This window comes from Methanorbis rubei (assembly GCF_032714495.1).
GTDB lineage: Archaea > Halobacteriota > Methanomicrobia > Methanomicrobiales > Methanocorpusculaceae > Methanocorpusculum > Methanocorpusculum rubei.
In genome coordinates this window covers 58,386-71,178 of record NZ_JAWDKB010000005.1, presented here as the reverse complement: position 1 = coordinate 71,178, position 12,793 = coordinate 58,386, and the positions used below count along the sequence as shown (strand labels likewise).

Below are 12,793 nucleotides of genomic sequence, written 5' to 3'. Positions count from 1 at the left end.
TTATTGCTTAAACTCAGTATATCCGCATTTTCCGCAGGCGAAGCGGTCAGAGTGCTCGCCCATAAAGACACCCGGGCCGCAGCGCGGGCAGTGGCGGTGAGTGGTGGTTGCTTTTCCCTGTCCGTCAACTGCATAGAGCTCGCTGCGTTTTGGGGTTTCCTTTGCTACCTTCTTCTTTGCTGCCATGGTTTTACTCCTCCTTTTCTGCCTTTGGCTTTCCGCGGGCAATCAGGAATGCACGCTCAGTTGCGTTCAGTGCGTCAACTGAGTCGTAGATGCGTGCAACGCCGGTAACGGCTTTGGTTCCGAAGCGTCCTTTCAGTGAAGAGAGGATGAGTTTTTCGACCGGGGTATTCTGCATCGCTGCAATTTTTGCTCCGATGTCTGCACGGGCTGGGGTTGCGCCGTCATATACTGCGGTGAACGCAACCTCATTACGGCTTAAAAGCTCGTTTCTGGTATTTGAGGTGATCTTAATCTCCATCGATATCCCACAATTATTGGAATGCAGGATATTTAATACTGGTGCATTCTCAGCAGCGAACAAAACAGGACAGAAGATAATCCGCACGCTGCCGCAGCTCTGGCGTTACTAGGCAGAGCACCACGCCTTCGTTCGGCTGGCCGTAAACCACCAGTGCATCATCAGGCAGGAGCTTTATCAGCGGAAGAACCGCGAGATCCTCCTCGCCGTCCACCATAATCACACACGGAGTGAGTGCCACTGCTTCTTTAAGCGTTGCCACCAGCTCGTCAGTGATCGTTCCGGCAGGATTTTTCACATGAAGGATATGCTGGGAAATCTCCGGCATCGCAAGATATGGTGATCGCATCGTCAGACCATCGATAACTCCGACCGCAGGAATAATTCCGCGCGAAAGTGCGGAGTGCGTCACCACATCGCCGACCGTGCACAGCATTCTGCCGGAAACCATTGGAACAATATCAGAAAATTCGGGAAAAAGGGTTCCAAAAGGCTGTTTGAACAGCCCTCGGTGCTCCGACGGGAGAACAAGCATTATCTGACCTTAAGGGCGTAGCGGCCGTTATAGTCGATATTCATCTTTTTTGCAACATCCGAGTGACGGGAGTCGATGATAACCATATACCCGAACCACTCGGTTGTCAGTGCATTACCCTGACACTCCGGACACTGGACCTTATCGGCCTCCAGCACCTTGTGGCAGTTGCGGCATGCCTGCAGCATCTTCTTCGACGTCCGCTTCGGTGCCATTACTTCCGCTCCTTCTCAGCCTGCTCGCGGTTGTGCTCATCCGCAATCCACGCAAGCGTTCCAAGACCCGGCTGACGCATCGTCAGACCGATCTTTGACTCACGCGGCTCGCGTTCGTTCAGTGACAGAGCAACCACGCGTGCGCGCACCGTGTCGCCCACCGCGAGCGTTCTGCCGGTGTCCTTACAGACAAGCCGGGAGTTCTTCTCATCATAATCGATGTATTCATCGGTTATCTGACTCATGTGCAGCATTGCATCGATCGGTCCAAGCGAGATGAACGCGCCAAAGCTCGTCGTCTCCACGACAATACCTTCGAGAACTTCCTGCAGAGACAGACGAAGCGTCACTGCCTCAAAGTCCACATCATAATACACGCCGCCGTCGCTGTAGATGATCTCGCCGTCGCCGACACGGTTCACACCGGTCACTGCGATGAAGATACCCATCTCCTTGTCAACGCTTCCCTCGAACTGCTCCTGCAGAACATCAAGAATAACGGTGTTCAGATCCTCGCCCATGCGCTCCGGCGGAACTCTGACCTTATCGTTTAATTTCAGCTTATAATACATATCCTTAGCTCCTCGTCGAAATCATTTTCCTATCAGCTCAAGCCTTGTCCGCGACCGGAGTACAACAACCGGAATGCGGAGACTGAGCAGACGGTCTTTTAACTTTCTATCATTGGTCACTACAACAGCATTAAACATCTCTGCTGTTCGGATTATTTTGTCATCCACCGGGATGTCCTCTTCAATCGGAGGAAGGACCGTGCAGCGTCCGGCAACCGTCAGACCAAACCGTGCCGCCGCCGCATTTTTCCCGCATCCCTGCATCAGACCGCGCAGCTCGTACACCACCTCGGCAGGTACGAAGACATCGCATCCTCCAAGCAGTTCGCGCAGACCTTCAAAGAGGTCCACGCCAAACTGTGCAGGCATCATCAGAGCATTGGTGTCCAGAACAACCGTTACTCGGTCAGGATGCCCATGCCGATCAGACGCCATCTGCCACCAACCTGCCGGCTGATTGCAATCCGGGAACCAAGTTCCGCACAAACCGGCCGCTTGAGAATAACCTCTGCCTGATTTTTCTTTGCTGCCATGACAATACCGACGGTGACGGCTGTCCCGACAGACAGCATCAGCGGCTCTTTCAACCGTAGCGGCTCAATGTTCTGCTCGGATGCAGAACCTACCACGCGGTCCATTAACGTCATGTCAAACTTCATCTTCTCCCAGACCGGCGGAAGGGATCCGACCGCTCCGGCTACCTGTCCGACAAGCGTATCGCTTTTCGTAATAGCAGGATCAAGTTTTGTACCAATTGCTGAAAGACCGCCCGGAGTTGCTACGGCAACTTTGTGGGACGCCTTGTTCATGGAGGTAATCTTGGTTGTAATCGGCTCCCATTTTGCCTTGTTCTCAGACATGTACTGTCTGCCCGGACGGATCTCCATATCGTCGCCCTCACGGAACTCACCGCGGATCAAGGACCCGCCAATGACACCGCCTTTGATGTCGCGCCAGGAACTTCCCGGACGGTTGACATCAAAGGATCGTGCGATCAGCATGATCGGCGGAACATCTGCCTCACGTTCCATATCAGGGATCGTGGTGTTCAGCGCATCGATCAAGACACCGAAGTTGATCTTTTTCTGGGCTGACACCGGAATGATCGGTGCGTTTTCCGCAACCGTTCCTTTCACAAACGCTTTGATCTGTTTGTAGTTTTCAATCGCCTGCTTCTGGGGCACCACGTCAATCTTATTCTGAACGATGATGATGTTCTTGATGCCGGTCAGCTCAAGCGCCATCAGGTGCTCTTTTGTCTGCGGCTGCGGGCACGGCTCGTTGGCGGCAATGACCAGCATTGCGCCGTCCATGATTGCAGAACCGGAAAGCATGGTTGCCATCAGGGTTTCGTGACCCGGGGCGTCCACAAAGGAGACGGACCGTACCGGTTCAAGTTTTCCGCCGCAGATTTGGCATGTATCAGTATTCGACCAGGACTCCGGGCCCTGGCATTTCGAGCATTTGTAAAATGTCGCGTCGGCATAGCCGAGGCGGATGGAGATACCGCGCTTCAGTTCTTCACTGTGGCGGTCTGTCCATGAGCCGGTAAGCTGGCTGACCAGGGTGGTCTTCCCGTGGTCAACGTGGCCTACCACGCCGATATTTACGTTTGGTATTGTAGGATCATGCAAAGAAACCAAAACCTCCTCAACCTTATATAATCGACTTTCCAACAGATATATTTGTGTGATAAACCAGTGAATGCCGCATGAGTGACCATCAGCAGACTTCGTATGAAAAAACCATCATCTGCATAAGATTACGTAAGAAGAATAAAATATGAACAGCCCGATATGATAGTATATTATGGTTGGAGACTCGGATCTTTCACGCATAGGAATATCCCTTCCACAGAATCTTCTGGATAAATTCGACGGAATTATCGGACTTCGCGGTTACTCCTCAAGGTCGGAAGGCATCCGCGATGCAATTCGCAGTTATATCACGTATTATGAATGGATGTCTGATGTGAAAGGCGAACGCCAGGGCGTTATCACCATGGTCTATGATCATGATCACCGCGGTCTCATGCAGACGATTACGGAGATACAGCATGAACACCGCGAAACCATCCAGTCCACCCTGCATGCACACGTAAATGACGAACGGTGCCTTGAGGTTATCCTTGTCCGCGGTGACGGTGTGAAGCTCAAAGAGGTCGCAGAGAAGCTGATGGCCCTCAAAGGCGTTGAGTCAGTAAAGCTGACCACCATTCCGGTCAACTAATTAAAAAAATGCACGGGCCAAAAGGCCCTGGCTCCAGTTTTATCCTCCGCCTTCACAACTCTGGTCGGTATTTTGCCAGGCACTTTCATTCATCTCGCGGACTCTTTCCTGTTCCTGTTCGAGATCTTTTCTGAAGTCCCTGCTTTCGGTTTCTTTGTGGACAATATCACTGATTGCAGTGAGCTGGTCGACACGATAGTAGAGTCCGGTGCTGTCAAGCTCGGCAAATGTGGAGTTGTCCTCCTCTATTAGAGCAACAATTTTTCCCACCGTTCCTGTCCTTCCGTATCGCACTGTCTGCCCGATTGCAAGCATGCTCATGATACTATGTTGGATACTTGCGGGGTATAAAGATGTGGTTCTGCGATATTTTTCAAAAAAGATTAGTTGATGGAAAGGCCGTTCATCACGGCTTCCTCAGAGACCTCAAAGGTCTTGCCGGTACCAACAATCGTGTAGGGTCCGGTCGTCTTCACATCGTAGCTGCTGCCGGAGGTGGAGTATGGAACAATGAACTGTCCGTCCACACTTTCCTGACGGTAGGTGAAGGTTCTTCCATTGTTCGTGACAACGTTCACTTCAATGATGCCGTCTCCTTTGATGACAGCTCCCGGCACGTACTCAAAGCTCTTGACCCATGCGTTACCGCCTTCGATCGGCTGGCTTGCGGCCTGACCGTTGGTCATCACATAGGTCGGGGACTCGTGCACGAGGCGGAAATGCTGCAGTGCAGGAACGGTCACACTCGGAAGATATCCTTTGGTCACACTTGACGGGTTTGCAACAACATAGGCATGCTTTGTTGCCGAGGCCGTGACCGAATTGTACTGATCAGCCGCTGCCCATGCATCTGCTGCATTAGTGTATGCTTTCATGTTGGTGATGACCGGGTAGCCGTAGCCTCCTGATGAGTCGGTCTCAACATATGCCACGTCTCCGGGGCTTGTCATGGATCCGTCAAAGTTCTGCAGCCGCACCGTCAGCGTGTTATAGTACTCGGGCGTGTATGCCTGCACATAGGAGAGCTGGCCGTTGCTGTTCTGCAACATTGTGTAGAAGTACGGGCTCAGCTGTGCAACCGAGTCGTTCCAGATTGCCATTGCACCGAATTTGCCGCCTGCCATCTGGTAGTCGGTCATGACGTACCTGGTGCCAAGGTAATCCAGTTTTTCCATGACTGCCGACTCGTTGGTGCTTGTCAGTACTGCTGCAGCACCGTACTCACCGGCAACTCCTGACTGGAAGGGATTGCTGTTTGGAATGCGTTCTGCGATTGTGGTGATGTAATGGCCATAGTCCCACCAGGACATAACACCATAGGACTCTTCAGGGTACACGAAACCGTCTTTTTCATAGATGGTCAGATAATCAACACCGGTCTCTGGAGTTCCATTCAGCATCCAGGTGGTTTCTGAGATCCAGTCCTTCTCGGTTCCACCGTACTTGCCGTAGTTTGAGCCGGTCTGCACCGCGGCTGCGGCTGAGGTTGCCACAAATGCTATGGCAATGACTGCTACAATTGCAAAGACGCCGACTTTGATCCAGTCAGGCCCTGTTGCTGCTTTTGCCGCAGTTTTTTTGCCTTTCTTTGCCGGAGTTTCGTCTGAGGTTTTGCTCTCCTGCTTTCCGACTATCTTGAGAAGATCCTTTTGCGCGAAATCAATTGTCCATCCGACTGCGACTGCTGCAAGAAGTGCAATGTTTGCTGCGACATAATACTCCCAGCGGACATGCTGGATGGTTGCAAAGATCATGAGAATGGACCAGATGAGAACAAACAGTGCTCCTGGCTCCTCATGTTTCCATACACGGTAGAGGAGGTAGATAAATCCGCCTGCTGCGAGCAGGATGCCCCAGTTATAGGAGTTGAATGCTCCTTCCATGGACCAGGAGGCCATCTCGGCGATGGTGGACTGGGCTGCTCCTTGGGAGAAGAACATACTGAGAGATCCCATTGCCGAACTGAAGAGAGTCGGAAGAGCAATTGCCACGATGCCGACTCCGACTATTACAATGGCCGCAAGTGCTGCCGGGAAGTAATACCATGGCATGCTCTTCTTTGCCAGTATCTTCGATATCGCATAGAGGACGATCGTTCCAATGATCAAGCCGATATGAGCACAGAGTACTCCAAGCGAGTATGACACAAAACTGAAACTGGTATCCTGTACTCCATAGATCAGCATGCCAATTACAACAATAGTAAATGCGATCACATTCAGAACAAGCAGATATTCTGTTGGCTTTCCGGCACGATGATCAATAATGAACTGAATCAGGGTGAAGAGTGCAACAAACAGCCCGAACACGACCATGGTTGACATGGTCAACAGACTGAGCAGGTAGGCAATACCGCAGATTATTCCGTACAACACTGGTATTTTCAGGGTCGCATACTCTTTGAAGTCAATTTTATGATCCTTCAGAGCATAGAGGGCGACCACATACAGGAGACAGAACAGTGTTGAAAACAGCGTTTCTGCAATATGGTGGTCCAAGTGTCCGTAAAGAGATCTGGACAGATACTGCCCTCCGATCACGGCAATAAACAGTGCAGAGACAAGTCCTGTCTTCCAGTTGCCGATTCTTGCACCAAACCAGTACATAACCGGAACCATTGCAGCACCCATCAGGGCCGGGACCCATCCGGCTGCATCAATTACTTCTGGGCGCGTTGCTGCTCCTGCAACTGCTGCAACTGCCGCTGCAATCCAAGTGAACAGAGGACCCCAGACGATGTCCTGACCGGTCGGGTACAGGGTCATCGGTTCAAAATGGATAAATCCAAAGTTGTTTGCAAGTGCTGCCTCGATAAGCCGGAGGTTGTACCATGCGTCCGGTCCTGCGATCATATCGCCGGTTCCAGCCAGATCCGGAAACGGCAGTATACGTATCCAGAAGGCAAGTACTGTAAGGATGAGTACTATTCCTCCAAGGATTCCATAACGATATCGACGATCGTTCCAAAAGCTCATATCCATACTTATCACTGAGGGTGAATTATATCTATAATCTGAGTGTCTCATTAGATAAAGTAGTTGGGAAAAGCGGAACAATCATTTCATTCAACCTGCAATAACAATGAGATATGATATCTGTACCCTCCCTCCTCCTGATAATATGCGGACTTGGCATCGGATGTGCTGCAGTATATCCTTACATCTCCTATCTTTTGAAGATCCGAACACTGCCCTCTGTTTCTGCTCCGGAGATCATTGTCTATCCATCGATCAGTGTTGTGATCAATGCATATAAAGAGGGTCCTCTCGTTAAAACGCGTATTGAGAACGTATTTCAATCTCAGTATCCCAAGGACCGGCTTACTCTGTATGTGGTTAATGACGGGGCTGACCCTGCAACAAGTGTTGCCGCAAAAGAGTCCTTGGTACACAGTCCGGTTAAGTCACAGTTGATCGAACCGGAAATGCGACTTGGAAAAATACGATGTCAGAATATGATGCTCTCAGCAATTGAGGATGAGATCATTGTTTTCACTGACGCAGACATCACTACAAAACCTGATGCTCTTGTAAAACTCGTGGCCCATCTCCAGAATCCTGAAGTTGGTGCAGTGTGTGCTGATCTGGTTCCGGTCGGCTCAACCCGGAGTGTGACCGGTTCTGAAGGAGCTTACCGTTCCGTCTACGGAAAAATGTGCGAGTACGACAGTCTGATTGATTCAACATACAACTTCAACGGCCCGTTGATTGCTTTCAAAAAATCTGCCGTGCCGCATATTGAAGAGACTACCGGTGCAGATGATGCAAATCTTGCGCTGACCTGCATTACAAACGGATATCGGGCGATATATGCGGTCGATGCAGTAGCATACGAGTTGCAGCCAGTGTCATTTCGCGAACAGTATCATCAGAAAATTCGCCGTGCTGACGGTCTGATAAACAGCACCCGTCATTTTCAGTCATCATATAGTGAAAAGAGAAAACTGTTCTGGAAACAGATATTTCCTCTTCGACGATGGATGCTGCTCTACTCACCGTTGCTGTTTGTAGTTTCTACAGTACTTCTTTGTGCAGGCTTCTTTCTCTGGTCAGTGTTGTACTGTCTGGCAATTGTAGCACTTGTTATTGCGGTGCTGATGTTTTCTCTGATAAAACCGGACAATCTCCTGAGCAGTTTTGTCCTCAACCAGTTTTACTTGCTGATAGGACTCCTCAGACGGAAAAATATTCAGTTGTGGGATCGTGTTGAAAAATAGAGTAATTTATTCAATATTTTTGGGAGACTCCTCAGAGTATCTCAGGTAATCATCATCACATCTGACAATATCCTCCTCCGTAAGAATCTCACCCAACTGTACCTCAATTACCTCAAGCGGCAAAATTCCCGGATTTGACAGGCGATGCATCGTTCCTGCCGGAACAAAGGTACTCTCGCCGTTTCTGACGAAAAACGTCGTATCTCCGTTCACAACCTCAGCCATACCGCTTACTACAATCCAGTGTTCACTGCGGTGATGGTGGTACTGCAGAGACAAGCGCGCATGCGGCTTCACCGTCAGCCGCTTGATCAGATACGCTTTCCCTTTGAGAAGCACCGAATAGCTTCCCCATGGTCGGTGCACCGTCGTGTGAACAGATGCACGACTGTCGCCGTTTTTCTGCAGAAGCGCCGTGATCTCTCCGACATTCTGGGACTGATCTTTCGGACAGACCAGAAGAACATCAGGCGTGTCGATCACGGCGACATTTGACAGGCCAAGTGTCGCCACCAGCTTGTCGGAAATTATCAGATTGTTTTTGCCGTCCGGAGACAGATACTCGCCTTCCACAACATTTCCGAGCGAGTCCTTGTCCATTACCGAGTAGAGTGCCTCAAAACTGCCGAGATCGCTCCATGACGATATCAGAGGCACAACTGCCGCTTTATCGGTTTTTTCCATGATCCCGTAGTCCATTGAGATCTTCGGTGTCAGGTTGTATGCCTCGTCTGTCGGTTTTTGGAATGCGGCGTAGACTTCCGGACTGAGTTTTTTACACTCCTCAAGAAAGATTGGAACACCAAAGCAAAACATTCCTGCATTCCAGAGATACTTTTCCGCAAGATACCGCTCGGCTGTCGGTGCATCGGGCTTCTCCACAAATGCGTCAACAACGTATCCCTCCTCGAGCGCTGCTCCCGGCCTGATGTATCCGTAGCCGGTGTGAGGGGAAGTGGGAACAACGCCGAAGACAACCAGATGCGTCTTTGCAAGAACACAGGCCTGATCGATCGCCCTTGTATAGCGGCCGTCCGCCTCAATCAGCTGATCTGATGCGAAGACCGCAACCACTGCGTCGGGATCCCTCTTTGCTATTTCAGAGACCACATACTGTATTGCCGGAAGGGTATTTTTTCCGCAGGGCTCTGTGAGGATATGGCAGTCTGCATCCATCTCCTCCAGCTGGTCCCGCACCAGAAACTTATGTGCCTCGTTCGTGACCACATAAATTTCGTCAGGCATGGAATAGAGGCAGGCACGCAGCACCGCCTTTTGGAACAGTGACTCTTTGTCAAGCAGAGGAATGAACTGTTTCGGATACTCACTCCGGCTCAGCGGAAAGAGGCGGGTTCCCGAACCGCCGGCAAGGATTACGGAATACATACGTGATACATCAATGGAACCCGATAAATTATGAAGATTCGGTTTAAATAAGAAATTTTAGGTTCCGTACGGACACCAGTGCTCAAGCCCGAGCAGGCACGCAGCACCTGCCCACTCAGGTCCGAGATACAGCATCTCTTTGCCAAGCGCCCGCGCCTCATCAATCTCGGCCAGTCCCTCATCAGTCAGGAGAGCGTCACCGGTCACAATCACCAGATCGGCCTCTTCGGCGAACAATGCCTGACGAATGCCCGGGATGTCATCGCCGATAACATACACGAGTCGTCCTCCGCAGTGCGCGACGAGTTCCTCCAGACAGTCATCGAAGTTCACCGTTGGGCACGGCCCGAGCTTTCGCGTGATCATCAGAAACCCTGCCGCCGCAGTCAATGCGCCGGCAGCCGCAGCCCGCGTCTTTTCTGACTTCAGGGGAGCATCATAGATATTTGCAAGCATCATTTTCGCGGAAAACGGTTCAGTAGAACTGATCTCAGCAACCCGTCCGCCGTACTCAATGCCAAGACAGCTGCCGCGACAAAACCTACAGATGTGATGCTTCGGCAGAGGAGCATACTGCAAATCCCCGTCTTCACATCCTGCGCCTGCGGAAACCTCCTGTAGGCGCGAAATTGCTTCATGTAAAATCATTCTTCATCCTCCAGCAGAACAACCCGTGCAGGAGCTGCGTCGCCCCCTCGGATTTTCAGCGGCAGGGCAAACATGTGGTACATTCCGTCAGGAACATGGGTCAGGTCCAGCAACTCAATAATTGCAATGCCTGCTCCGAGCAGAATGCGGTGAACTGCATCGCTGCCGATTGAGGGCGTGTCACAGCCGACAACCTTTACTCCGGAGGAGATCAGATACTCTGCCTCCTTCTCGGAAAGTTCAGGATAGGTTTTGTCCGCATCATGATATCCTGAGCGGAACAGAACAGCAGAACTCGTGTGGGAGAAAAGAGCGCCGAACGACACCACCTCTGCAATCGTAATCAGTGAACCAAGCGGCAGTTCATCAACGGTTGTGCCCGCAGGAAAGTAATGCGCTGGGGCATCGATGTGGGTTCCTGTATGCGTGCCGAGCGAGAGAGCCGAGATCGTTGATTCTCCTGCGTGCAACTCTCTTCGCACAAACTCGGGATCGCCGGGATACACATACATTCCGGGCACAAGGGCCCGGGTCACATCGTAAATCTTCATCTTAGAAACCATGATCTGCAGAATCGATCGCATCATCGATCTGCTTCTGCAGTGCGTCCGGGAGTCCTTCGATGCGCACATCAAGGAATCCGCGGATGATCGTTGCCGTCGCCTCTTCCTCTGAAAGACCGCGCGCCATCAGATACTCGATCTCATCGCGGGCGATCTTGCCGACCGCTGCTTCGTGAGAGAGTTCCACATCCGTAACACGGCCGTCGATCTCCGGGATCGCATGCATAATGCCGTCTTTTAAGATAAGGCCGCGGCACTCGATGTGTCCCTTCGTCTGCGGCACATGGGCGATGATAGCGCCGCGAGAGATGATCGTTCCGCCGTTTGTAATAGCGCGAGTGATGAGCTCAGCGCTCGTCTCGGGCGCTTCAAGAACCGCGCGAGATCCTGAGTCGATGTGTGAGCCGGGTCCGGCCACAATCACGCCTGAGAATCTGGCGACCGCTCCCTTACCGCGGAGATAGGCGGTCGGGTACATCTGCACCATCTTTGTCGGCTTCATGCAGACATAGTTTGAGATGAAAGTTCCACCTTCTTCGACGACGGACGCAGTCCGCGGGAACACTTCGATCTGCTCGCCCCATGTGTGAATCATCGTTGAGGTGACTTTCGCGTTCTTGCCGACATAGATCTCATTGATACCATAGTGAGCTCCTTCTTTGGTTGCAAACGAACTTGCGCAGCCTGCAATCAAGTGAACCTCAGCTCCCTCTTCGGCGATAACGATGTTGTGAACTGCCTGGATAGAGTCTCCCTGTAAAAACATGCAGCTCTGGAGCGGGAACGTGGTCTTTGCTCCTTTGCGGGCGATGATGACGTAGCCTCTCTGCGGATGGTCGGCGACATATTGGGTGTACTGGTCTTTGTCTTTTGGAACAATTTTCCAGCAGTATTCCGACAGCCAGGAGTATTTTTCGAGGGCTTTGTCGATCATCATGACTTCAACGCCTTCTGCGTTGGAGCCTGCATGGAGGACATGGTCGTTGACAAGGAGGAAGCTTCCTGCACGTCCTTCGAGTGAATCGGTCTGGATTCCGGTGAGTGCGAGGCGTTCCTTGTCTTCTTTGCTGATGGCGTCAAAGCCGTTCATTTCTGGCATGCGATACACTCCTTGTAGCCGGATGTTTTGACACTCCGGAGAATTTCCCGCGGGTTTCCGCTGCACCGCATCTGTCCGTCGATTAAGACATGGCCGACGTCAGCTTCGATGTAGTCGAGGATGTAGCCGGTATGGGTGATGATAAGGCCGGATTTGGTGCGGTTGATCATGTGCTGGTCTTTTTCGAGGAGGGTTGCTGCGGCGTTGCCGAGCAGTTCCATGTTTTCGACGTCGACACCGCTTTCGGGTTCGTCGAGCATGACAAAGGATGGGTTCTGGACCATGAGCTGCAGGACTTCGCTGCGTTTGATCTCGCCGCCGGAGAATCCTGCGTTGACGTCGCGGTCAAGGAACTTTGTCATGTGCATCCGCTCTGCAAGTTCGGGGATATTTTCTTCGCCTATCTTGGTGGTCGCGTTGAGGAACTTGCCGAGCTTTAAGCCGGAGATGGTGGGCGGCCGCTGGAACATGATGCCCATCCCAAGCTGTGCCCGTTCGTGGACAGGCTTTGCGGTGACATCAATGCCGTTGAAAAGTATTTTGCCGCTGGTGACCCGGGAGCTGCCAAATCCCATTATGGTGCGCAGAAGGGTGGTCTTTCCCGAGCCGTTCGGGCCAAGGAGAACGTGGGTTTCGCCGTCGCTAATCTTTAGACTAACGCCGTGGAGGACCTCGCGTCCGCCAACTTCCACATGAAGATTGCTGATCTCAAGCATGGAAAATCTATTGTAGTGTTGGGTGCGGTGGGTTGTAAAGATACGGGTTTCGGCGATCCACTTCGCACGAAACGGGCACTTTCAGTACGCGCGGTCCGGGGTTTATATTCTCTCATTCTGATGTTTGATC

The 12,793-nt window shown here is 51.7% G+C and carries 16 protein-coding genes; 2 read left to right on the top strand and 14 right to left on the bottom strand.

Features of this window, described 5'->3' with window-relative positions:
- From McpCs1_RS06585 to McpCs1_RS06555, 7 genes are all read right to left on the bottom strand, one after another.
- Positions 1–186: a 30S ribosomal protein S27ae gene (locus McpCs1_RS06585; protein ID WP_338096467.1), complete on the bottom strand. Its 186-nt coding sequence runs from the start codon at positions 184–186 to the stop codon at positions 1–3.
- Between the two features lie 4 nt (positions 187–190).
- Positions 191–484 (bottom strand): 30S ribosomal protein S24e, encoded by a 294-nt coding sequence (locus McpCs1_RS06580; protein WP_338096466.1) that lies wholly within the window; start codon positions 482–484, stop codon positions 191–193.
- A gap of 49 nt (positions 485–533) precedes the next feature.
- Entirely contained in the window at positions 534–935 is a 402-nt protein-coding gene (locus McpCs1_RS06575) for a GTP-dependent dephospho-CoA kinase family protein (protein ID WP_338096465.1), read from the bottom strand.
- Between the two features lie 83 nt (positions 936–1,018).
- Positions 1,019–1,234 carry a transcription elongation factor subunit Spt4 gene (gene spt4 / locus McpCs1_RS06570; RefSeq protein WP_338096464.1) on the bottom strand — a complete coding sequence of 72 codons (216 nt, stop codon included), beginning with the start codon at positions 1,232–1,234 and terminating at the stop codon, positions 1,019–1,021.
- Positions 1,234–1,806 carry a DNA-directed RNA polymerase gene (locus McpCs1_RS06565; protein WP_338096463.1) on the bottom strand — a complete coding sequence of 191 codons (573 nt, stop codon included), beginning with the start codon at positions 1,804–1,806 and terminating at the stop codon, positions 1,234–1,236. Before McpCs1_RS06565 ends, spt4 begins: the two co-directional genes overlap by 1 nt.
- A 21-nt stretch (positions 1,807–1,827) precedes the next feature.
- Entirely contained in the window at positions 1,828–2,241 is a 414-nt protein-coding gene (locus tag McpCs1_RS06560) for a type II toxin-antitoxin system VapC family toxin (protein WP_338096462.1), read from the bottom strand.
- Complete coding sequence (locus tag McpCs1_RS06555; RefSeq protein WP_338096461.1) at positions 2,205–3,440, bottom strand: translation initiation factor IF-2 subunit gamma; 1,236 nt, start codon at positions 3,438–3,440, stop codon at positions 2,205–2,207. The genes McpCs1_RS06560 and McpCs1_RS06555 overlap by 37 nt, the downstream gene beginning before the upstream one ends.
- 175 nt (positions 3,441–3,615) lie before the next feature.
- On the opposite strand from McpCs1_RS06555, the gene nikR reads away from it, so the two are divergent.
- Positions 3,616–4,035, top strand: a complete 420-nt coding sequence (gene nikR, locus McpCs1_RS06550; RefSeq protein ID WP_338096460.1) for a nickel-responsive transcriptional regulator NikR — start codon at positions 3,616–3,618, stop codon at positions 4,033–4,035.
- Between the two features lie 39 nt (positions 4,036–4,074).
- Here nikR and McpCs1_RS06545 read toward each other — a convergent pair whose 3' ends face one another.
- Together McpCs1_RS06545 and McpCs1_RS06540 are read right to left on the bottom strand one after the other, a co-directional pair.
- Entirely contained in the window at positions 4,075–4,356 is a 282-nt protein-coding gene (locus McpCs1_RS06545) for a DUF2098 domain-containing protein (protein ID WP_338096459.1), read from the bottom strand.
- Positions 4,357–4,418: 62 nt separating this feature from the next.
- Positions 4,419–7,016 carry an oligosaccharyl transferase, archaeosortase A system-associated gene (locus McpCs1_RS06540; RefSeq protein ID WP_338096458.1) on the bottom strand — a complete coding sequence of 866 codons (2,598 nt, stop codon included), beginning with the start codon at positions 7,014–7,016 and terminating at the stop codon, positions 4,419–4,421.
- Between the two features lie 107 nt (positions 7,017–7,123).
- Between McpCs1_RS06540 and McpCs1_RS06535 the strand changes: the two genes are divergently transcribed.
- Entirely contained in the window at positions 7,124–8,251 is a 1,128-nt protein-coding gene (locus tag McpCs1_RS06535; RefSeq protein ID WP_338096457.1) for a glycosyltransferase family 2 protein, read from the top strand.
- Positions 8,252–8,257: 6 nt separating this feature from the next.
- Here the strand turns inward: McpCs1_RS06535 and McpCs1_RS06530 are convergent, their stop codons facing one another.
- Genes McpCs1_RS06530 through McpCs1_RS06510 form a run of 5 tightly spaced genes read right to left on the bottom strand, consistent with a single transcriptional unit; the run spans position 8,258 to position 12,663 of the window.
- Positions 8,258–9,637 carry a mannose-1-phosphate guanylyltransferase/mannose-6-phosphate isomerase gene (locus McpCs1_RS06530; RefSeq protein ID WP_338096456.1) on the bottom strand — a complete coding sequence of 460 codons (1,380 nt, stop codon included), beginning with the start codon at positions 9,635–9,637 and terminating at the stop codon, positions 8,258–8,260.
- Positions 9,638–9,694: 57 nt separating this feature from the next.
- Entirely contained in the window at positions 9,695–10,285 is a 591-nt protein-coding gene (locus tag McpCs1_RS06525; protein WP_338096455.1) for a molybdopterin-binding domain-containing protein, read from the bottom strand.
- Positions 10,282–10,872, bottom strand: a complete 591-nt coding sequence (locus tag McpCs1_RS06520; protein WP_338096454.1) for a cyclase family protein — start codon at positions 10,870–10,872, stop codon at positions 10,282–10,284. Before McpCs1_RS06520 ends, McpCs1_RS06525 begins: the two co-directional genes overlap by 4 nt.
- Positions 10,838–11,947 carry a SufB/SufD family protein gene (locus McpCs1_RS06515; RefSeq protein WP_338096453.1) on the bottom strand — a complete coding sequence of 370 codons (1,110 nt, stop codon included), beginning with the start codon at positions 11,945–11,947 and terminating at the stop codon, positions 10,838–10,840. Before McpCs1_RS06515 ends, McpCs1_RS06520 begins: the two co-directional genes overlap by 35 nt.
- Complete coding sequence (locus McpCs1_RS06510; RefSeq protein WP_338096452.1) at positions 11,935–12,663, bottom strand: ABC transporter ATP-binding protein; 729 nt, start codon at positions 12,661–12,663, stop codon at positions 11,935–11,937. Before McpCs1_RS06510 ends, McpCs1_RS06515 begins: the two co-directional genes overlap by 13 nt.
- Between the last annotated feature and the right edge of the window lie 130 nt (positions 12,664–12,793).